Source organism: Polaromonas sp. P3_B1 (assembly GCF_056402935.1).
The window spans coordinates 115,700-137,123 of record NZ_JBFUGK010000008.1; the positions used below are offsets into that span (position 1 = coordinate 115,700).

Below are 21,424 nucleotides of genomic sequence, written 5' to 3' on the forward strand. Positions count from 1 at the left end.
TCAGGCGCCCAAGCTCTGGCTGCCCGAGGCCGCGTGGCTGAAGTAACGGCGGCTCAGGGTGTCCGACAGGTCCAGCGCGGCGTCGCAGCATTGCTCCAGCATCTGCACCAGGCGGCCGTCGTGCTGCCGGCAATCTTCATCGCCTCCATCATCTTTTTCACCGTCATCGGCTTGCATGCCCGCGCACAAATCGGCTAGCGCCCAGCTGCCGGGGTCCGGCAGTTCCATTGCAAGTTCGGGCATATCACCCGGCGCGCTGCCGGCCAGCTTGGCCAGGCGCCCGCGCAGGGTCTGCACCACCCARCCCAGCGAGCGCGGGTTGTCGCGGTCCAGCACCAGCAAGTCGAGCAGGGCCGGGATGTCGCGGCGCTGCTGGTATTGCGCATGGAAGGTGATGGTGCTGTCGAACAGCGCCACCATGGCGTTGAAGCCGCCTTCTTCAAAAACCGATCCGGTTTCAAAGCCGCGCACCAGGGCGCCGGCCAGGGTGTTGAGCCGTTCAATGAGACGCCCCACGCTGAGCAGGCGCCAGCCGTCGTCGCGGGTCATGCGGTCGGTCTGCGCGCCCGTCATGGCCGAGAGGAAGCCGCTGGCCGACTCGAGCGCGCGCAGCGCCTCGACCGAGGAGTATTCCAGCAGGTACTGGCTCTGGCCTTGCCCGCCCTGGCTTTGCGACTGGCTTTGGCCCACGCTGCTGAACACCGCGCAGCGCTGGAAAAAATCGGCCTCGGTGCGCACGATCATGTGCCACTGTTCCTGAGACAGGCGCTCGCGCACGGCCGAGGCCGCGCTCTTGAGGGCGCGCAGGTTAAAGCCCACGCTGGCGGCCTGCTCGGTGTCGGCCAGGTTGGCGATCAGCGCGCGTTCAAACACGCGGCGCGCCTGCGTGGCCGGCGGCACGGTGTCCAGCACCAGCGCATTGCCGACCGCCATGGTGGTCAGCCAGGCCAGCAAGGGCTGCGAGGTCTGGTCTTCACCGCCCAGGCACTGCAAAGTGATCTGCGCCAGGCGCGTGGAGTTTTCGGCGCGCTCGGTGTAGCGGCCCAGCCAGAAAAGGTTTTCGGCCGCGCGGCTGGTGACCGGCGGGCGGTGGCGCAGCGGGGCGGTGGCCCAGGCGGGCGAGGGCTGCTCGGCACGCGGGGCTGTCGCCTTGGCCGCTGACGCATCGCCCAGCACCCAGACGTCGGCGCTGCTGCCGCCGTGCTGCATGGAGGACATGTTCTCGTTCTTGCCGGCCAGCCGCGCCAGTCCGCCGGGCAGCACCTGCCAGGAGCCCTTGCCGTCGGCCACGGCAAACACGCGCAGCATGGCCGAGCGCGGGGAAATCCGCTCGCCTTGCCAGGTGGGCGTCTGCGGCAGCGGCAGGTAGGCCTGCACCGTGTAGTCCTCGCCGCGGCGCACGATGCGGCCGGCCCATTCGTCGAGCGCCCGGCGCGACAGCGTGTGGCCTATCACCGACTCCATGCCCGATCCGGGGTAGGTCGGCTTGATCACGCAGTTCTTGAGCTGGCCCAGCACGTCCTGCAGCACCGCCTGCTCGCCGCACCACCAGGTGGCCAGCGAGGGCAGGGCCAGGGTTTCGCCCAGCAGGTGTTCCGACAACGCGGGCAAAAAGCCCAGCAGCGCGCTTGATTCGAGGAAAGCCGAGCCCGGCGTGTTGACCACCAGCACGTTGCCCGCGCGTATGACCTGCAGCAGGCCGGGCACACCCAGGGTGGAATCCGAGCGCAACTCCAGCGGGTCCAGGAATTCGTCGTCCAGACGCTTGAGCAGGCCGTGCACCGGCTCCAGGCCGCGCAAGGTCTTGAGGTAGAGCTTGTCGTCACGCACCAGCAGGTCGCTACCTTCCACCAGGGTCAGGCCCAGGAAGCGCGCGAGGTAGGCGTGCTCGAAATAGGTTTCGTTGTAGGGCCCGGGGGTCAGCAGCACCACGCGGCTTTCCTCGCTGCCGTCAGCCGGGCTCATGGCCTTGAGCCCGTCCACCAGCGCCTTGTAGGAGGCGCCCAGGCGTTCGACCTTCATTTCACGGAAGGCTTCAGGAAACAGCAGCGAGATGGTCAGGCGGTTTTCCAGCAGGTAGCCCAGGCCCGAGGGCGCCTGCGTGCGCTGCGACACCACCGACCAGCGGCCGTCGGGGCCGTGGGCGATGTCGAAGGCGGCGATGTGCAGATAGGTGCCGCCGGCCGGCTGCACGCCCTGCATGCCGCGCAGGTAGCCGGGGTGGGCATGCACCAGCGCGCTGGGCAGCAGGCCTTTGGAGAGCAATTCCTGCGGGCCGTAGATGTCGGCCATGACACGGTCCAGCAGCCGGGCGCGTTGCTGGATGCCGGCTTCGATCTGCGCCCAGTCGCCGGCCGACACCATCATGGGGAAGAGGTCCAGCGCCCAGGGCCGCTGCGGCCCGTTGGCGTCGGCATAGACGTTGTAGGTCACGCCGTTGTCGCGGATCTGCCGGCGCAGGTTGGCGGTGCGGTGGTTCAGGTCGTAAAAGCCGTCGGCGCCCAGGAAGTCGAAAAAGCGCGTCCAGTCGGGCGACAGGCTGTCGTCGGTGGTGGCGGCGGCTTGGGGCGGGGGCGCGGCGGTTTCAGGGGCGGTGCCGGCCGCGCGCAGCACGGGCTGGGCGGGCGCAGCCGCTTCCACGGGCGCGGGGCCTTCGGAGACACGGCCGCGCAGCTCATCGAAGTGGCCCGACGCCGCGTGCGGCGCCAGCGCGGCGGCCAGGGCGCAAGGAGATTCGAGGGCCTGGGCGGCAAAAAGGGACTGGGTGTTATTTTCCACGTGCTGCAAGTATGCCTGCGGCAGGTAAGCCCAAAGCCTTAATCAGGACCGGCTTTCCCGCCAAACAAGCGATTTATGCCGCTTGGGCGTGCAAATGTTGCCGCCATAAGACAGGCCCACCTGGGACATGACACCGTTCGGGCTGAGCCTGTCGAAGCCCTTCGCCCTTCGACAGGCTCAGGACAGGCCAAGCTCAGGGCGAACGGGTGGTGAGAATTTGCCGTGAATTTGTAAAAGCCTTGTCTTCAGATCGCAAACGGGTTCTTCAGCGCAAGTCCAGCGTGAACGGGAATTCCCGGCTCGGCTGCGCCGGCGCCACGCGCATCTTGCCCGGCGTGTGGCCCATGCGGAAAAAGCGCGTGAGGCGGCGGCTTTCGGCCTCGTATGAGTTGACCGGCAGCGTGTCGTAGTTGCGCCCGCCCGGGTGCGCCACATGGTATTGGCAACCGCCCAGCGAGCGCTCCATCCAGGTGTCGACGATGTCGAAGGTCAGCGGTGCATGCACACCTATCGAGGGGTGCAGGGCCGAAGGCGGGTTCCAGGCCTTGTAGCGCACACCCGCTACGTATTCGCCGACGCGGCCCGTGCTTTGCAGCGGCAGGGCCCGGCCGTTGACGGTGATGACGTAGCGGTTGTCGTTCAGGCCGGTGACGTGCACCTCGATGCGCTCCAGCGAGGAGTCGACATAGCGCACCGTGCCGCCGGCCGAGCCTTCTTCGCCCATCACATGCCAGGGCTCCAGCGCGCTGCGCAGCGTGAGTTCAATGCTGTTGGTTTTGACCTGCCCAATCAGCGGGAAGCGGAACTCGAAATGCGGCTCGAACCAGGCCATGTCGAAGGCGTAGCCGGCTTCGCGCAGCTCGGTCAGCACGTCTTCAAAATCCATGCGGATAAAGCCGGGCAGCAGGAAGCGGTCGTGCAGCTCGGTGCCCCAGCGCGTGACGCGGCCGTGGTAGGGCTTGTTCCAGAAGCGCGCCACCAGCGCGCGCAGCAGCAGTTGCTGGGCAATGCTCATGCGCGCATGCGGCGGCATTTCAAAGGCGCGCAGCTCCAGCAGGCCCAGGCGCCCCGTGGCGGAGTCGGGCGAGTACATCTTGTCGATGCAGAACTCGCTGCGGTGGGTGTTGCCGGTGACGTCGACCAGGATGTTGCGCAAGGTGCGGTCGACCAGCCAGGGCGGCATGTCAGCGCCGTACTTCTTGCGGTTGTTTTCGATCTCGCGCAGGGCGATCTCGAGTTCGTAGAGCTGGTCGTTGCGGGCCTCGTCCACACGCGGCGCCTGGCTGGTCGGGCCTATGAACATGCCCGAGAACAGGTAACTCAGCGAGGGGTGGTTGTGCCAGTAGGCGATCAGGCTGCCCAGCACCTCGGGCTTGCGCAGGAAGGGGCTGTCGGCGGGGGTGGAGCCGCCCAGCACAAAGTGGTTGCCGCCACCGGTGCCGGTGTGCCGGCCGTCGGTCATGAACTTCTCGGCAGACAGGCGCGTTTCGTGCGCGATCTTGTAGAGGAACTCGGTGTGCTCCACCAGTTCGCCCCAGTTGTAGGCCGGGTGGATGTTGACCTCGATAACGCCCGGGTCGGGCGTGACCTGCAGCATTTTCAGGCGCGGGTCGCGCGGCGGCGGATAGCCTTCAAGCACGATGCTCACGCCCAACGATTGCGCCGTGGCCTCCACCGCGGCCAGCAGGTCCAGGTAGTCTTCAAGCCGCTCCATGGGAGGCATAAAGACATAGATCGCACCCACTTCGCCCCGGCCCGATTTGTTTGCCTTGCTGTCGGGATCTGCCTTGGGCTTGTCCTTGGGGCCGTTGGCGCGCTGCGGGTCGCGCACTTCCACGCACAGCGCGGTGCGTGTCAGCCAGGCGGCCGATTCAAAAGCTTTGGGCGCGCGGTCATCGGTGGGCGTGGCCGCTTCGGGTGAGGCGCCGGCCGGCCGGCCGTCTGCGCCGTTCGTGCCGTTGTTGCCCGTCGGGCGGAACTGCAGGATGCGGCTGGCTTGCGACAGCGCAGTATTGCCAGCCAGGTAGCGCGCCATGTACTGCGCGAGCGAACTGGCGCTGCCGCCCGCGGACGGCGCCGCCGGTGTCGCGCCCTGGGCCGCCGTGAAGCTGCCGTTGTAGCGAGCTGCCAGTGCCGAAGCGGCCGGCAGGTCCTGGCGCGGTGCAAACGGGTCAGACTCGATCATGTAGGGGTAGTCCGTCTTGGACACCCAGGGCACGGAATCCAGCGGCAGGCGGTAGCCCATGGGGGAGTCGCCCGGCATCAAATACATGCGTTCGTCGCGGAAGAACCAGGGGCCTGTGGTCCATTTCGGGCCGGCCAGCGCGGGCGAGGCGCCGAAGTTTCTCTGCTTGAGCTGTTCCTTGGTCTGCAGCGGCAGCACATAGCCCACCACCGAATCCAGGCCCTGCATGAAGACGCGGCGCAGGCGCTCGCGCTCCATGGCGTCGTCCAGGCGCGAATCGAAGGGGTCGACATTGACCGGCAGCCGGCGTTCGCGCCAGAGGTAGTACCAGGTGTCTTCATAGCCCGGTGTGATGTAGGTCGTGGCCAGGCCCAGCTTGCCTGCCAGGGTTTGTATAAAACGCTGCGCGTCGGCGCTGGTGTAGCTGCAGGGCTGGCGCTCGTCGGCGAACAGGGCGGGGTTTTGCCAGATGGGCTGGCCGTCCTTGCGCCAGAAAATACTCAGCGCCCAGCGCGGCAGCTGCTCGCCGGGGTACCACTTGCCCTGGCCGAAATGCAGGAAACCGCCTTCGCCGTATTCGGCGCGCAGCTTTTGCACGAGTTCAGTCGCGTAGCCGCGTTTGGTCGGGCCCAGCGCGTCGATGTTCCATTCGGCCGCGTCGCGATCCGTGGTGGCCACAAAGGTCGGCTCGCCGCCCATGGTCAGGCGTACGTCGCCGGCCGCCAGGTCCTGGTCGACCTTTTCGCCCAGCGCCAGCACCTCTTGCCATTGCGCTTCGGTATAGGGCTTGGTCACGCGCGGCGATTCGTAGATCCGCTGCACGGCCATGTGGTGCTCGAACTCGACTTCGGATTTGTCGACGCCGCCTTCGACCGGCGCGGCGCTTGAGGGCTCGGGCGTGCAGGCCAGCGGGATATGGCCTTCGCCGGCCATCAGGCCGGAGGTTGGGTCCAGGCCCACCCAGCCGGCGCCCGGCAAAAACACCTCGCACCAGGCGTGCAGGTCGGTGAAGTCGGCTTCTGCGCCGCTCGGGCCGTCAATCGATTTGACGTCGGCCTTGAGCTGGATCAGGTAGCCGGACACGAAGCGCGCGGCCAGGCCCATGTGGCGCAGCAGCTGCACCAGCAACCAGCCGGTGTCGCGGCATGAGCCGCAGGCCAGGCGCAGGGTCTCCTCGGGCGTCTGCACGCCGGGTTCCATGCGGATCGAATACTGGATGTCCGACTGCAGGCTCTGGTTCAGGCCCACCAGGAAATCGATGGTGCGTTTGGGCGTGCGGTCGATTTTCTCGAGGTAGCGCTTGAACAGCGGTGTGGCCGGCTGGGTGGCCAGGTACGGGGCCAGTTCGCGGGCCTGCAGCGCGTTGTAGCTGAAGGGGAACTCTTCGGCGGCCGGCTCCAGGAAGAAGTCAAAGGGGTTGAATACCGCCATTTCCACGACCAGGTCCACCGTGACCTTGAACTCGCGTGTCGGCTCGGGAAACACCAGGCGGGCCTGGTAGTTGGCGAAGGGGTCCTGCTGCCAGTTGATGAAGTGCCCGGCGGGCTCGACCTTGAGGGAATAGGACAGCACCTGCGTGCGGCTGTGCGGCGCGGGCCGCAGGCGGACCACCTGGGGGCCGAGTTTCACCAGGCGGTCGTACTTGTAGTGGGTGATGTGGCTCAGGGCAACGTGGATGGACAAGGCAACCTCGCTTTAAAAAATATCAATGCGCAACGACCGCCACATCAAGCGGTCTTTCTAGGGTCTTCGAAGCGGCGGACCTCCGGGACGGCGTGTGAACAGCTTACCCGGATTTGGCGGTATTTCTGAAAGCAAGAGCTGCGCCATGCGGAGTTTGCATGGCGACCTGTCCGCTCTTTGCCTTGCCGCTCCGTTAAACAGCCGGCGACAAGCCACAAAAAAACACAAAAAGAAGGGGAGGCGGCTTTGAGTCGAGCTGTATCTGGAGGGCCATGGCGACGCGCCATGAGCCCCGGGCCGGTCCTGGCCGGTTTCATCGCAGGCGTGGCCTTGCAACTTCAGCAGCCAGCGCTGTGGGCGCAACGGGGCTATGTGCTGTGCGGGCTGTCGGGCTGCGCGGCGGGCCTGGCATTGAGAATGGCTTCGCGTGGATTTGGCCCATCCTGGCTCAAGGCTTTGCTGGCATTTGGCCTGGCGGCGCTGCTGGGCTTTGGCTCGACCGGCTGGCGGGCCTGCGCTTTCCAGGCCGGCGCCCTGGACCCGGCCCTGGAAGGCCGTGACATCGAGGTCATCGGCAGCGTGCCCGCCATGCCGCAGCCCGGTGACGACGGCCTGCGTTTTCGCCTGGACGTGGAGTCCGCGCGGCTGGACGGCCGGCCGGTGGCCTTGCCGCCTCGTATCCTGCTGGGCTGGTATTCGGGCTTTGGCGGGCGAGAGGCGCGCCCGCTCGCACAGGATGCGGACCCGTTTGAAGCGGCACTGGCCCTGCAGCGCCAGCCGCAGCCGTTGCGCGCCGGCGAGCGCTGGCGCATGACCGTACGGCTCAAGCTGCCGCACGGCAACAGCAACCCGCACGGCTTTGACTACGAGCTGTGGCTCTGGGAGCAGGGCATACAGGCCACCGGTTATGTGCGCGCCGGTGCGCAGGATGCGCCGCCGACCAAACTCTCCAGCAGCTGGCTGCACCCCATTGAGCAGGCCCGGCAGGCGGTGCGCGAGAAAATCTTCGCGCGCGTGGAGAACCGCCAATGGGCCGGCATCATCGCCGCGCTGGTGGTGGGCGACCAGAACGCCATAGAGCGGGCCGACTGGGATGTCTTTCGCGCCACCGGCGTGGCGCATCTGATGAGCATTTCCGGCCTGCACATCACCATGTTTGCCTGGGCCGCTTCGCTGCTCATCAGCACGCTTTGGCGGCGATCGGCGCGCCTCACGCCCAGGCTGTGCCTGGCGCTGCCGGCCGTTGGCGCCGGCGCGCTGGGCGGCCTGCTGCTCGCCACGCTGTATGCGCTGTTCTCGGGCTGGGGCGTGCCCGCGCAGCGCACCATCTGCATGCTGGCCACCGTGATCCTGTTGCGCCAGGGCGGCCGGCAGTGGCCTTGGGCACAGACCTGGCTGCTGGCCATGGCCGTGGTGGTGGCCATGGACCCCTGGGCGCTGATGCAGGCGGGCTTCTGGCTGTCTTTTGTGGCCGTCGGCGTGTTGTTCGCCACGGATTCGGGAGGAGGGGACGCCCATGGCACTCAAGAAGCAGTTCCACAGGGCGGATGGCGGCCGCGTGCCCGGCGCACGCTGGCAGGCCTGGCCCGCGCCGCACGCGAGCAACGGGTGGTCACGCTCGCGCTCACGCCGCTGTCGCTGCTGCTTTTCAACCAGGTTTCGCTGGTCGGTTTGCTGGCCAATGCCATCGCCATTCCCGCCGTGACCCTGCTGATCACGCCCTTGGCCTTGTTGGGCGTGCTGTGGACGCCGGCCTGGGCCGCGACGGCGGCCTGCGTCAGTGTGTTGGCCTGGTTCCTGCAGTGGCTGGCGAGCTGGCCCTTGGCTTCCCTCAGCGTGGCCGCGGCGCCGCTGTGGTGCGCTGTCGCCGGTGTGGTGGGCGGCGGTTTGATGGCCATGCGCCTGCCCTGGCATTGGCGCGTGCTCGGCGTTCCGCTGCTGTTGCCTGTACTGCTGTGGCAGCCGCCGCGGGTCGCGCCGGGGGAGTTTGAGTTGCTGGCGGCCGACATCGGCCAGGGCAATGCCGTGCTGGTGCGCACTGCCGCCCATAGCCTGCTTTACGACGCGGGGCCGCGGTTTTCGCGCGAAAGCGATGCCGGCCACCGGGTGCTGGTGCCCCTGCTGCGGGCGCTTGGCGAGCGCCTGGACGTCCTCATGATCAGCCACCGCGATATCGACCACATAGGCGGGGCGGGCGCTGTACTTGCCATGCAGCCGGGCGCCCGGCTGATCAGCTCGATTGAAGACACGCACCCGCTGCAGGCCCTGCGCAGGGCCGAGCGCTGCATCGCCGGCCAGGGCTGGGAATGGGACGGCATTCAATTTGAACTGCTGCACCCGGCCGCGGCGGCTTACGACAGCCCGGCCAAACCCAATGCCATGAGCTGCGTGCTTCGGATCTCCAACGGCAACCGCACCGCTTTGCTGGTGGGCGATATCGAAGCGCCGCAGGAAGCTGCCCTTGTTGCGAGCGACCCAGCCCGCCTCAAGGCCGACTTTCTGCTGGTGCCCCACCATGGGAGCAAGACTTCATCAACCGAAAGCTTTCTCGATGCCGTGCGCCCGCAATGGGCCATGGCGCAGGCGGGCTACCGCAACCGCTTCGGCCACCCGGCCGGACCCGTGGTTGATCGTTACGAGGCACGCGGCATAGGCCTGGTGAAATCCGCGCCCTGCGGGGCGGCCCTGTGGACCAGCCGGCATCCGGATTCCGTCCGTTGCCAGCGGGAAGAGGGCAAACGCTACTGGCATCACTTGCCTGGGCGCTAAAAATTGGTGGCGTACGTGCCGTCTTGGCGCATAACTTGCTAAGCTATGTCAAAAATAGTGCCCTGCGCATAACTTGCTGGAGATCAAGCCAATGAGCCGACCGATGTTTGATGAAATGAATGCCACGGAATCCAGCGTCCGTGAACACTACCAGGGCTACCAGCGCTGGCTGGCCAAACAGCCGGCCGATGTCATGCAGGCGCGCCGCGCCGAAGCCGAAATGATTTTCCGCCGCGTCGGCATCACCTTCGCCGTCTACGGCGCCAAGGACGAGGACGGCGCCGGCACCGAACGCCTGATTCCGTTCGACCTGATCCCCCGCATCATTCCCGCCCACGAATGGGCCAGCATGGAAAAGGGCTTGATCCAGCGCGTCACGGCGCTCAACCGCTTCATCCATGACGTCTACCACGGCCAGGAAATCATCAAGGCCGGCGTCATTCCTTCCGAGCAGATTTTCCAGAACGCGCAGTTCCGTCCCGAGATGATGGGTGTGGACGTCCCGGGCAATATCTATTCGCACATCAGCGGCATCGACATCGTGCGAGCCCCCAATGCCCAGGGCGAGGGCGAGTACTACGTGCTCGAAGACAACCTGCGCGTGCCCAGCGGCGTGAGCTACATGCTGGAAGACCGCAAGATGATGATGCGGCTCTTCCCCGAGCTGTTCAGCGAAAACCGCGTGGCCCCGGTCGCGCACTACCCCGACCTGCTGCTGGAAACCCTGCGCGCCATGGCGCCGCCCGCCACGGCCGAACCCACGGTGGTGGTGCTCACGCCCGGCATGTACAACTCGGCCTACTTCGAGCACGCCTTCCTCGCGCAGCAGATGGGCGTGGAACTGGTCGAAGGGCAGGATCTCTTCGTCAAGGACAACTTCGTTTACATGCGCACCACGCGCGGCCCGCGCCGCGTCGACGTGATTTATCGCCGTGTCGACGACGACTTCCTGGACCCGCTGGCTTTCCGCCCCAATTCCACGCTGGGCTGTGCGGGCCTGCTCAACGTCTACCGCAGCGGCAATGTCTCGCTGTGCAATGCCATAGGCACCGGTGTGGCCGACGACAAGTCCATCTACCCCTATGTGCCCAAGATGATCGAGTTCTACCTCGGCGAAAAACCCATCCTCAAGAACGTGCCCACGTATATGTGCCGCAACAACGAGGACTTGCAGTACACCCTGGCCAACCTCAAGGACCTGGTCGTCAAGGAAGTGCACGGCGCCGGCGGCTACGGCATGCTGGTCGGCCCGGCCGCCACCAAGGCCGAGATCGAGGAGTTCCGCGCAGCCTTGATTGCCAATCCCTCGGGCTACATCGCCCAGCCCACGCTGAGCCTTTCCACTTGCCCGACCTATGTCGAAAGCGGCATCGCGCCGCGCCACATCGATTTGCGGCCTTTTGTGCTCAGCGGCAAGGAAGTGCAGATGGTGCCCGGCGGCCTCACGCGCGTGGCGCTGAAAGACGGCTCATTGGTCGTCAATTCCTCGCAAGGCGGCGGCACCAAGGACACCTGGATTCTGGAGGGGCCGTCGTCGCCCGTGGGGTTCCAGTCTCAATCGCAGTCGCAGACTCAAGTCCAAGTGGGAGGGAAATAATCATGTTGTCTCGTACTGCCGATCACCTTTTCTGGATGTCTCGCTATACCGAGCGCGCAGAGAATACAGCGCGCATGCTGGACGTCAACTACCAGACCTCGCTGCTGCCGCAATCGACCGCCGTGGTGCAGGGCGGCTGGCAAAGCCTGCTGAGCATCAGCGAGCTCAAGCCCTCTTATGCCGCCAAATACGGCGACAGCATCAACCCGCGCGAAGTCATGGACTTCATGGTGCGCGACGAGCAGAACTCCTCGAGCATCGTCTCGTGCCTGAAGAATGCCCGCGAGAATGCGCGCGCCGTGCGCGGCACCCTGACCACCGAAGTCTGGGAAACCCAGAACCAGACCTACCTCGAAGTGGTCCGCATGCTGCGCAACGGCGACTTCGAGCGCGACCCCGGCCAGTTCTTTGAATGGGTGAAATTCCGCTCGCACCTGTCGCGCGGCGTCACGGCCGGCACCATGCTGCAGGACGAGGCCTTCCACTTCCTGCGCCTGGGCACCTTCCTGGAGCGCGCCGACAACACCGCCCGTCTGGTCGACGTGAAATTCCACGCGGTGCAAAACGACTTCCTGGGCACCGACGGCGAGAAGGATCAGGAGTACGACTTCTACCACTGGAGCGCGATTTTGCGCAGCGTCTCCGGCTTTGAGATCTACCGCAAGGTGTATCGCGACGTCATCAAGCCCGAGCGCGTGGCCGAACTGCTGATTTTGCGGCCCGACATGCCGCGCTCGCTGCTGGCCTGCCTCAATGAGCTTATGGGCAACCTCGCCATGGTGACCAGCGACACGGCCAGCGAAACCCAGCGCCGCGCCGGCAAACTGCGCGCCGACCTGCAGTTCGCCCGCATTGATGAAATCCTCGCCACCGGCCTGCATGCCTTCCTGACCCAGTTCCTGGACCGCGTCAACGAGATAGGCGCGCACATCAGCCGCGAATTTCTCGTGCCGGCTACCCACTGAGCACCCCAAGCGCCGCGTTGTGCATGGGGACTAGCCGCCCATGAAACTCCACGTCCGGCACATCACCGACTACCGGTATACCGAGCCGCTGCGCTATGCGCTGCAAACGATGTGGCTGACGCCGCAGTCGGGCCCGGCGCAAACGGTGCACTACTGGAGCCTGGGTGCGCCCGAAAAACTGTTTTACCAGCGCGACGGCTTCGGCAACACCGTCGGCTCCTATACCTTCGTCGGCAGGGAGGCGGGCAACGTGCGCTGGAGCCTGGTCAATGCGGCGGGCGATGTTGAAACTTTGGGTGTGGCCGAATTCAACGATGAGCAGACGCTGCCGCATCCCTACTTCTTTCTGCGCGCCACCCATCTGGCCGAGCCGCATTGGGAGCTCGCGGAGTTCGGCCGCCGCTTTGTTCCGCAAAGCCTGGACGGCACGGCAAGCCTGCCCGCCTTGCTGGCCCTGAGCCGCGGCGTGGCCGATGCGGTGAGCTACCGCAAGAACAGCACCAGCGTGACCACCACTGCGCTCGAGGCTTTCAGGTCGGGTGCGGGTGTGTGCCAGGACCAGGCTCACGTCATGGTCGCCATCTGCCGCAGCCTGGGCTACCCGGCGCGTTATGTCAGCGGGTATTTTTACGCGGCCAACGAGCCCGACCTGGCCAGCCACGCCTGGTGCGACGTCTGCCTGGACGTCACCACGCGCCGCTGGGCCAGCATAGACGTCACCCACCACTGCCTCATCGATGAACGCCACGTGCGCCTGGCCATGGGCACCGACTACAACGCCTGCCCGCCCATCAAGGGTGTGCGGCAGGGCGGTGGGGAAGAGTCCATGACGGTGGAGATCACGATTGAACCGGTTATGGGAAACTAAGCGCTTTCCGCTTTCATAATCGCCACGGGGTCGAGGGCGCTTTCCTGCTTCGCGATGCACGTAAATCCATGAAGACAGACACAACGGTTTGCCCGGTCTGCAGTGCCAATTGCACACTGCTTGATCCCGTCGATTTCAACACGACCTGCCATCCCAATAGCTTCGGGCTTTCCGGCGTGCCGGTGACCTACGCGATCTGCCAGGGGTGTGGTTTTTGTTTCGCGCCGGAAATCTGCGAGTGGAGCCTGCAGGAGTTCGAGGAAAAAATTTACAACGGCCAGTACGTCGCTGTCGACCCCGATTACGTCGAAGCCCGGCCCAAAGCCAATGCTGCCATGCTGCGCGCGGGATTCGGCGAGTTGCATCCTACCCTCAGGCATCTCGACTATGGTGGTGCCAATGGCAGCCTGGCCAGGCTGATGCGTGAAACCCATTGGCAATCCACTTCATATGACCCCTTTGTGGACCGGGATCTCAGGATTGAGATGCTGGGCACGTTCGACCTTATCACCGCCTTTGAGGTGTTTGAGCATGTTCCGGACGTCGGGGCATTGATGTCCAACCTCAAGAAGCTGATGGCACCGAATGGCGTGATCCTGTTTTCGACCTTGGTATCCGACGGCCATATCCGGGCCGGCGAGCCACTCAACTGGTGGTATGCGGCGCCGCGCAACGGACACATCAGCCTTTTCTCATCGCGAAGCCTGGCGCTCCTTGCCCAGAGCCACGGGCTTCGCTTTGGCAGTTTTTCGGAAGGTTTCCATGCCTTCTATGACCATATACCGCCTTGGGCCGTCCAGCCTCTTGGTGAACTCCGATGATGTGGCGCAGGCAATCACGCTCCTTTCCGTACAGCTTGTGCGTGTCGTGCGTGTCGGCATTCCACTGATGTCAGAGCGCAAAGTGCACCACGCTTTCGCCATGACCGACATCAAGGCCGCAATGTTCCCCGAGGACCTCGAGCATGTCGTCGCCATCTTTCGCGAGTACATCGCCAGCCCAACCGTGGACCTGGGCTTTCAGGACTACGAGGCGGAATTTGCCGCCTTGCCGGGAAAGTACGCCGCGCCTGGCGGCCGGCTGCTTCTCGCGTGGAAAGGCCAGGCTGTCGTTGGATGCGCGGCGCTTCGCCGCATCGATGCAAGAACCTGCGAGATGAAGCGCGTCTATGTACGGCCGATTGCGCGGGGTGAGAACCTGGGCCGGCGACTTGTCGAAAGCATACTCACCGAGGCGCGCGCGGCGGGCTACTCGCGCGTTTGCCTGGATGTGCTGCCGGAGTTCACCGCCGCCCAGCGTATCTACGAATCGCTGGGCTTTCTGCCGGCGGAGCCTGTTGCGTTTAATCCCGTTCCCGGGACAAAGTTCCTGGCGCTTGAACTTTCTCCGTCGGGGCTATCGGATGCGGCCTGAGCCTTCCTGGATGCCCGTCGCCCTCGCCGAAGCCGGCGTTCGCACATTCCCCGCGGGCCAAAGCAATCCCCGGGTCACCGAATACCATGCGCTCACCAATATCCGCGGCTATGACGACAAGGCTTCGTGGTGTTCTTCCTTTGTGAATTGGTCGCTGGCTCAGGTTCACATCCCCGGCACCGGATCCGCGCTGGCGCGTTCATGGCTGGAGTGGGGTGAGCCGCTCGATGCTCCTGTGCCCGGATGCATTGCGGTTCTCTCACGCGAAGACCCGGCGGGCTGGAAGGGCCATGTCGGGTTCTTTCTTCGCGCGGATGCGCAGCATGTGTATTTGTGGGGCGGCAATCAGCTCGATGAGGTGCGCGAGCATTTTTATCCATTGGCCAATGTGCTGGCCTATCGCTGGCCTTCGCAAAAGACGGCCTGACTCCTCGTCTCGGGGCCGTGTCGGGCCATACCTTTCATTCTGCTTTCGACGCCGGGCGCAGGTGGCCACCCGCGTAGGGGAAAGCACGGGTCGCTGTGCCAGCGGATTGACAGCTACGCGCATTAACGTTGCGGGACACCCATCACAACAAGGACCCCACATGAAACGCCGCCAACTCCTGCAAGCCACTTCGGTTGCCATCGCATTGCCCTCGCTGGCCTGGGCCCAGGACAAATATCCCAGCAAGCCCATCACGCTGATTTGCCCGTACTCGGCGGGCGGCAATGCCGACCAGCGCTCGCGCCAGATCGGCCGTTTCATTTCCACGGCACTGGGCCAGCCAGTGCTCGTGGACAACAAGCCGGGCGCCGGCGGCAACATCGGTACCGAGGCCGTTGCGCACGCCAAGCCGGACGGCTATGTCATCGGCATGGGCAACTTCGCCCCGCTGGCGGTCAACCCCACCATGTTCAAAAAAATGAACTTCGACCCTGCCAAGGAACTGGTGCCGGTGTGCCTGATCGAGAAAGGGCCGCTGGTGCTGATGGTGCCCGCAAGCTCGCCGTTCAAGAGCGTCAAGGACATCATCGCCGCCGCCAAGGCCAGTCCCGGCAAACTGTCCTTCGCTTCGGGCGGCTTGGGTGGCTCGCACCATTTGTCGGGCGAGATGTTCAAGTCGCTGGCCGGCCTGTCCATCACCCACATTCCGTATAAAGGCGGTGCGCCCGCCACCACCGACCTGATGGGCGGGCAGGTGGACATGATGTTCGAGCAGATGTATTCAGCCGCGCCCTCGATCCGCGCCGGCAAGCTGCGTGCGCTGGCCATCACCAGCAAGACGCGCTCGCCGCTGTTCCCCGATCTGCCCACCATGGCCGAGGCCGGCGTGCCGGGCTTCGAGGTGCAGAACTGGCAAGGGCTGGTGGCGCCGGCCGGCACACCCCCGGCCCTCATCAAGCTGCTCAATGAAACCGTCAACAAGGCGCTCGCCGACCCGACCATCAAGGAGCAGATGCTGGGCCAGGGCAACGAAATCGGCGGCGGTACACCCGAGCAGTTCGCGGCCTTGATCAAGTCGGAGGCCGATCGTTGGGGCAAGCTGGTCAAGAGTGCGAACATCAGGCCTGAGTAGGATGGTTTGCGGTGGCGCGACTGGCTGGACCAGGCCGTCACGTCTGGCCGGCGAGGGTGCTTTGTGCGTGTGAAGGCTGATTTGGCGGCGATTCCGGGTTATCGTTGGTCTTCGCAAATTCCATCATGACGACCTATGCAAGGAGGGGCCGCGATGACCTTGGGTTTAAAGCTCCGATCCTTTGCATTGGCCTGTACCGCAGTGAGTTTGGTTGGGGGAGTCACCTTTGTTTTTGTGCTGCTGGCGCTTCGGCCTTTCAACTTGAACCGTATCGCATATCTCACTTCACCCGAAATCTGGCTGGCTGCAATGGTCGCCGCGGGCGCAATGTTCGTGTGCATCTGGCGCCTCGCCCGTGGAGGCTCGGCGCAAGAAGAGCTTGAACTGTTCGAGAGAGCTGCTTCTGGAGATGAGCATCTTGGATAGCGTACCGCTCAGCATGAACGGAAACCCCCGGAATTTCCGGTCGCTATCCCGTGCCATGCTTTATGGCAACTTCGATCTGGATTATTCAAGGGGCTGCAATGCCACAAGTCTTGCTTGAGGGGTACACGGTCGATGAGGTGCTGAACCTGCCGCTCGATGAGCTCCAGGCCATCGTGCTTCGCGATGAGCCGCTGGTGTTCAAGGCCGGCAGCGCCAATATGCTCGGAAAATTCAAGGTTCAATGCGATACGCTTTTGATGGAGCTGGCGCATATTGATGGAGGAGGCGAAGGCGCTTTGCCCAGCCTGGCGGCGCTGGCGAGCCGCTTTGCGCGGCGCGAGGGCCTTTCATTCGTGGAGTGGCGTGTCCACGCAGTTCACTGCGCTGTGCCGAATCTCAAGCTGCGCCGTGTCCTTGAAAGAAAAGGCTTTGCCGTCCGTGAAGTCGCGGGTGTCGGTGAGTGCTACTGGCTGCGTGTACCCATAGAGGGCATTTGATTAGAGTTTTGGAAGCCGACAGATGCTGACGATTGTTGTTGGCGTCACTGTTTTATTCGCGCCTCCACTTCCCGCCCCAACCCAATCGCCATCATCGTTTGCTCCAAAAGAATGCTGAGTCATCTCGCTCCACTTTTCTTCTGCGCCTCACTGCTGCTGCCGTCGGCGGCGGGAGCGGCCCAAATGCCGGCCGATGAGGCTCCGGTTTACCCCGGAAAGTCGTGGGAGACGATTTCCCCTTCATCCCTGAGTCCCGAATGCCATGCGCAGCTCGACCGGGCGCGCGACTACCTGCGGACGCTGGACACAACGTCACTGATGGCGGTGCAGCAGGGGAAGGTGCTGTTCAGCTATGGCCCGACCGACCTTGTCAGTATTTTGTTCTCGGCCCGCAAAAGCATCCTGTCCATGCTTTACGGCAACTATGTGGCGGACGGAACGGTTGACCTCGAGAAAACCCTGGCCGATCTTGGTGTCGACGATATAGGCGGGCTCATGCCCATCGAACGGCAGGCCAGGCTCAGGCATCTGCTGACGGCACGTTCCGGTGTGTACCATCCGGCCGCCAATGGCGGTGACGACCTGGCGTCCGCCCCGGCGCGAGGCTCGCAAACACCGGGCACGTACTTTCTCTACAACAACTGGGATTTCAACGCCGCCGGCACGGTGTTTGAATCACTGACGGGAAAGAGCATCTACCGCGCATTTGCCGATGACCTCGCCACCCCCTTGCAACTTGAGGACTTTCAGCTGGAACGCCATCGCCGCACCGGCGACCTCACGAAGTCGGAGCACGCTGCCTACCACTTTTTTCTTTCCACCCGGGACATGGCGCGCCTGGGCTACCTGATGCTTGAGCAAGGCAACTGGCGCGGGCAGACACTCATTCCGCAGCGCTGGGTTGCCGAGACCACTGCTGCCGTGACCCCTGCCGTGGAGATGCATCCGCCCCGAACGGCCAGACGCCATTTTGCTTACGGCTACCTGTGGTGGGTACTGGAGGAACCATCGGATTCCCCGCTCCAGGGTGCCTACATGGCGTGGGGCGTGCATGGCCAGTACATTCTTGTCGTGCCCAGGCGCCAGATGGTGATTGCCCACAAGCGCCAGGTCCCCGTCGCGGGGAATTGGGACGTCAGCTGGGTTGCGCCCGGGGATTTTTTGACGGCGGCCAGAACGCTGGCGGGGGCGCCCTGCCGTTAGGCGACCTGTCCTTCGGCCTATTGCTTCACGCGTGCCGCCACTTCCCGCCCCAGCTCAATCACCGCCATCGCGTAATAACTGCTCCAGTTGTAGCGCGTGATGGCGTAAAAGTTTTCGGTGCCGGCGACGTATTGCGGGGCGTCCTGGCCGTTGAGCAGTTCCACCAGGGCCAGCGGGCCGGTGTGCTGCAGGGCGGCGCCTTCGAGCACCGCGCCTTTTTCGGTGAAGCTGGCGACGCTGAAAGTCGGCAGGATGTCGGGCGCCATCAGCGCGTCCATGTCGAGGCGGCTTTTGTCAAAACTTACCGGGTAGTGCGTGGGCATGCCGGGCTGCCAGTTGAAGGCCTTGAAGTAGCTGGCGACGGAGCCGATGACATCGGCCTTGCTGTTCCAGAGGTCTATGTTGCCGTCGCCGTCGAAGTCGACGGCATATTTGATCCAGCTCGAAGGCATGAACTGCGGCAGGCCCATCGCGCCGGCAAAGCTGCCTCGAGCGTCGAAGGGGCTGGCTTCGCGCCGGCTTTGCAGGGTCAGGAATTGTTCGATCTCGCCCTTGAAAAATTCGCTGCGCTCTTTGGCGCGTGGATGGTTGGCAGGGAAGTCGAAGGCCAGCGTGGTCAGCGCGTCCATCACGCGAAAGTTGCCGACGTCACGTCCGTAAATGGATTCGACGCCGATGATGCCGACGATGATTTCAGCGGGCACACCGTATTCTTTCTCGGCGCGCTCCAGCGCCTGCTGGTTCTCAAGCCAGAAACGCCGGCCGGCTTCTATGCGCACCGGGTCTATGAAGCGGCTACGGTAAACGCGCCAGTTCTTCACAAAGGTTTTCGTGGGCGGCTGCATGAGGCGCACGACGGTGGCGTTGTAGCGCGACTGGCCGATGGCGTCGCGCACCCAGTCGGGATCGAGATCGCGTCGCGCAGCCATGTCGTCGGCGAACTGCATGGCCTCGGGCCGTGTCGAATACAGCGGCCCCTGGGTTTGCACAGGTGCGGCCGTTTTTGTTCGCAGCACTTTGGCATCACCGGCCCAGGCTGAGCAGGCGAGTGCGGTGAGCAGGAAAAGAGCGAGTCCGGAGCGGTAGAAAGGCATGGGCCGATTTTAAGCAGGCCAGCTCAGCCGGCTGAACTCTTCCCTGAGCGCATGCAACTGCTGCGTCCCTTTGCCCATGCCGGCCGGTGCGGCGGCGTAGCGCTGCTGCTCCAGGCGCAGCAGCCAGTCCGCCAGGGTTTGCGCGCTGCTGCCCTGCTGTTCGCCGTAGCGTGCCAGGACTTGCTGCGCGAGCTGGCGCGGCGATGTTGCGGCGGTGCTCGGAATGCCGGCCTTGTCCAGGTGCTTGCGCGCGCGGGTCAGCAACCGCACCCAGGGGTCGTGCTGGGCGCGGTCCCACCAGGTCCAGCCGGCGCCCAGCAGCGCGACAGCCACAACGATGGCGATCAGGATATAGCTGAGGTCTTCCCAGCTCGGCGATTCAAAGCCGAGGTTTTTCAGCAGGTCGAGCTGGCTGCCCTGGGTGTAGTTGAGCACCCACTGGTTCCAGCTGTTGTTGGTTGCTTCCCAGAACAGGCGCAGCTGGGTCATGAGCGTTGGGCTGAACGCGCCCAGGGCCCGGGCGACCGCGCCTTGCGGCACGACCAGCCGCTCATACTCGCCGATGCGCGTGGGAGCGACGACCGAGGTCGGATCCACGCGCACCCAGCCGCGCCCGGCTTCCCAGACCTCGGCCCAGGCATGGGCGCTGCTTTGGCGCACCACCCAGAAGCCGTCGACGCTGTTGACTTCCCCGCCTTGGTAACCAGTGACGACGCGGGCCGGTATGTCCATGGCGCGCATCAGGATGACAAAGGCCGAGGCGATGTGCTCACAAAAGCCCTGCTTGCGGTCGAACCAGAACTCATCCGCGCTGTGCTCGCCGTAAACACCAGGCTCCAGCGTGTAGGTGTAGCCGCCGGTGCGCAGGCGGTTCATGACCGCTTCCACCAGCTGGGCCGTGCCGGCGCGCGCCATTCGGGGGTCGCCGCGTATCTCGCGGGCGAGCGCCCGGGTGCGGGGGTTGAAGCCGGAAGGCAGGTCGATGAACTCCTGCAGGCCGGGCACGGTCTGCAGCGGGCCGTGCTGGAAGTCCGGGTAACTCTGGACCTTGTAGCGCAGCAGGTCGTTGATGGGGCGGTTGGTGAGCCATTGCAGATCGGTTTGCATGGCGGTCTGGAAACCGGAGGGCAGTACGGGCGCCTGCGCCGCCGCTTCCATCACGAACAGCCAGGGCCGGTTGGTGGGCTCCAGCGTGACCTCGTAATTGAGCGGAGTGCCGGCGACGGCGAGGTTGGCTGTCACGCCAAAGCGCGCCGCGGTGTTCAGGCGCGAGGGACGCCATTCACGCCCGTCGAAGTTGGCCAGCACCGGGCCGCGAAAGTACATGTCCTGCTTGCGCGGCGGCGCACCGTCGAATTTGATGCGCATGGCCACGCTCTCGTCCAGCGCCAGCTTGGCGATCGTGCCTACCTGCATGGTCTGGCTCAGGCCGCTTCGCCCGGTCATGGCGTCGCTGGGCACGCCCCACAAAGGCGCCAGGCGCGGGAACAGCAGGAACAGCACCAGCATGATGGGCGTGCCCAGCAACGCCATCCAGCCGGCGGTTTTCGCGGCCTGCGCCAGCGGCGGCCTGCCGACCGGCATGTGCGCGTTGACCAGCATGGTCAGCAGTCCCAGCAGGCCGAACAGCATGCTGAAAGCCGTCAGCAGGGACTGCGAATAAAAGAAGTTGCTCAGCATGCAAAAGAAGCCGAGGAAAAACACCACAAAGGCATCACGCCGCGCGCGCAGCTCCAGGGTTTTAAGCGTCAGCAGCACCACCAGCAGCGTCACGCCCGCGTCGCGTCCCAGCAGCGTGCGGTGCGTGAGCCAGGTCGCGGCCAGGGTGAGCACCAGCAACAGCAGCAACCAGCGCTTGCCCGGCAGCGGTCGCGCCTTCACGGCCAGCCAGCCGCGCCAGAGCAGCACCGCGCCTGCCAGGGCGCTGCACCAGAGGGGGAGTTCGTTCACTTGCGGCAGCAATACCCAGGCTATGACTGCGAGCAGGAATATTGTGTCGCGGGCGTCGCGAGGAAGGGATTGGAGGCGGCTCAGCATGGTTTTCCTTGCTGGCCGCCTGGCAAGGCGGGGGAGTTGAAAGCTGCCAATTGCTTTGGCGTGCGTGCTCTTTGCTGAGTGCTGCTGGCCGGGACTCGCCCCGGCGGGCGAGGCACTTTTCTTTGCTTCGCCAAAGAAAAGTACCCAAAAGAAAGGCGACCCGCAGTCTGGGTCCCTCCGCTTCGCYGCGGGCAACCTGCGGTGCTCGAGCCAAGCGGGGTCAAAAACAACTCGCTTCGCTCAAACACGTTTTTGCCCTGATCCGCTTGTCTCTGCGCTCCTCGGCCCAGCCAGAACGGGGCAATCGGGAGCGGGGACAAAGACAAACAAGGACACGCCATGGCGTGTCC

At 64.7% G+C, this 21,424-nt stretch carries 15 protein-coding genes; 11 read left to right on the top strand and 4 right to left on the bottom strand.

Annotated elements, in window-relative coordinates:
- The gene (locus AC1DXS_RS06995) at window positions 1-2,778 is read right to left on the bottom strand and encodes a circularly permuted type 2 ATP-grasp protein (protein ID WP_477736795.1); all 2,778 of its coding nucleotides are present in this window, start codon (window positions 2,776-2,778) and stop codon (window positions 1-3) included.
- 265 nt (window positions 2,779-3,043) lie between these two features.
- Window positions 3,044-6,646 carry a transglutaminase family protein gene (locus AC1DXS_RS07000; protein WP_477736796.1) on the bottom strand — a complete coding sequence of 1,201 codons (3,603 nt, stop codon included), beginning with the start codon at window positions 6,644-6,646 and terminating at the stop codon, window positions 3,044-3,046.
- 285 nt (window positions 6,647-6,931) lie between these two features.
- Between AC1DXS_RS07000 and AC1DXS_RS07005 the strand changes: the two genes are divergently transcribed.
- The 11 genes from AC1DXS_RS07005 to AC1DXS_RS07055 all read left to right on the top strand — a co-directional run bounded on the left by AC1DXS_RS07005 (window position 6,932) and on the right by AC1DXS_RS07055 (window position 17,943).
- Window positions 6,932-9,415: a DNA internalization-related competence protein ComEC/Rec2 gene (locus AC1DXS_RS07005; protein ID WP_477736797.1), complete on the top strand. Its 2,484-nt coding sequence runs from the start codon at window positions 6,932-6,934 to the stop codon at window positions 9,413-9,415.
- A 91-nt stretch (window positions 9,416-9,506) separates the two neighbouring features.
- Window positions 9,507-11,012: a circularly permuted type 2 ATP-grasp protein gene (locus AC1DXS_RS07010; protein ID WP_477736798.1), complete on the top strand. Its 1,506-nt coding sequence runs from the start codon at window positions 9,507-9,509 to the stop codon at window positions 11,010-11,012.
- Between the two features lie 2 nt (window positions 11,013-11,014).
- Window positions 11,015-11,977 (top strand): alpha-E domain-containing protein, encoded by a 963-nt coding sequence (locus AC1DXS_RS07015; protein WP_477736799.1) that lies wholly within the window; start codon window positions 11,015-11,017, stop codon window positions 11,975-11,977.
- Window positions 11,978-12,017: 40 nt separating this feature from the next.
- Window positions 12,018-12,845 (top strand): transglutaminase family protein, encoded by an 828-nt coding sequence (locus AC1DXS_RS07020; protein ID WP_477736800.1) that lies wholly within the window; start codon window positions 12,018-12,020, stop codon window positions 12,843-12,845.
- Between the two features lie 68 nt (window positions 12,846-12,913).
- Window positions 12,914-13,666, top strand: coding sequence for a class I SAM-dependent methyltransferase (locus tag AC1DXS_RS07025; protein WP_477736801.1), 753 nt, complete (start codon window positions 12,914-12,916; stop codon window positions 13,664-13,666).
- A 100-nt stretch (window positions 13,667-13,766) separates the two neighbouring features.
- A complete protein-coding gene (locus AC1DXS_RS07030) occupies window positions 13,767-14,258 on the top strand; it encodes a GNAT family N-acetyltransferase (protein ID WP_477736813.1) in 492 nt (163 codons plus the stop codon).
- Window positions 14,259-14,268: 10 nt separating this feature from the next.
- Window positions 14,269-14,685 (top strand): TIGR02594 family protein, encoded by a 417-nt coding sequence (locus AC1DXS_RS07035; RefSeq protein ID WP_477736802.1) that lies wholly within the window; start codon window positions 14,269-14,271, stop codon window positions 14,683-14,685.
- 160 nt (window positions 14,686-14,845) lie between these two features.
- Window positions 14,846-15,817 (top strand): Bug family tripartite tricarboxylate transporter substrate binding protein, encoded by a 972-nt coding sequence (locus AC1DXS_RS07040; protein WP_477736803.1) that lies wholly within the window; start codon window positions 14,846-14,848, stop codon window positions 15,815-15,817.
- 153 nt (window positions 15,818-15,970) lie between these two features.
- The gene (locus AC1DXS_RS07045; protein ID WP_477736804.1) at window positions 15,971-16,243 is read left to right on the top strand and encodes a hypothetical protein; all 273 of its coding nucleotides are present in this window, start codon (window positions 15,971-15,973) and stop codon (window positions 16,241-16,243) included.
- A gap of 62 nt (window positions 16,244-16,305) precedes the next feature.
- Window positions 16,306-16,740: a hypothetical protein gene (locus AC1DXS_RS07050; protein ID WP_477736805.1), complete on the top strand. Its 435-nt coding sequence runs from the start codon at window positions 16,306-16,308 to the stop codon at window positions 16,738-16,740.
- Between the two features lie 111 nt (window positions 16,741-16,851).
- Complete coding sequence (locus tag AC1DXS_RS07055; protein WP_477736806.1) at window positions 16,852-17,943, top strand: serine hydrolase domain-containing protein; 1,092 nt, start codon at window positions 16,852-16,854, stop codon at window positions 17,941-17,943.
- Between the two features lie 17 nt (window positions 17,944-17,960).
- On the opposite strand, the gene mltB is transcribed toward AC1DXS_RS07055, so the two are convergent.
- Entirely contained in the window at window positions 17,961-19,037 is a 1,077-nt protein-coding gene (mltB, locus tag AC1DXS_RS07060; protein WP_477736807.1) for a lytic murein transglycosylase B, read from the bottom strand.
- A 9-nt stretch (window positions 19,038-19,046) separates the two neighbouring features.
- Window positions 19,047-21,074 (bottom strand): transglutaminase TgpA family protein, encoded by a 2,028-nt coding sequence (locus AC1DXS_RS07065; protein ID WP_477736808.1) that lies wholly within the window; start codon window positions 21,072-21,074, stop codon window positions 19,047-19,049.
- Window positions 21,075-21,424: the final 350 nt, after the last annotated feature.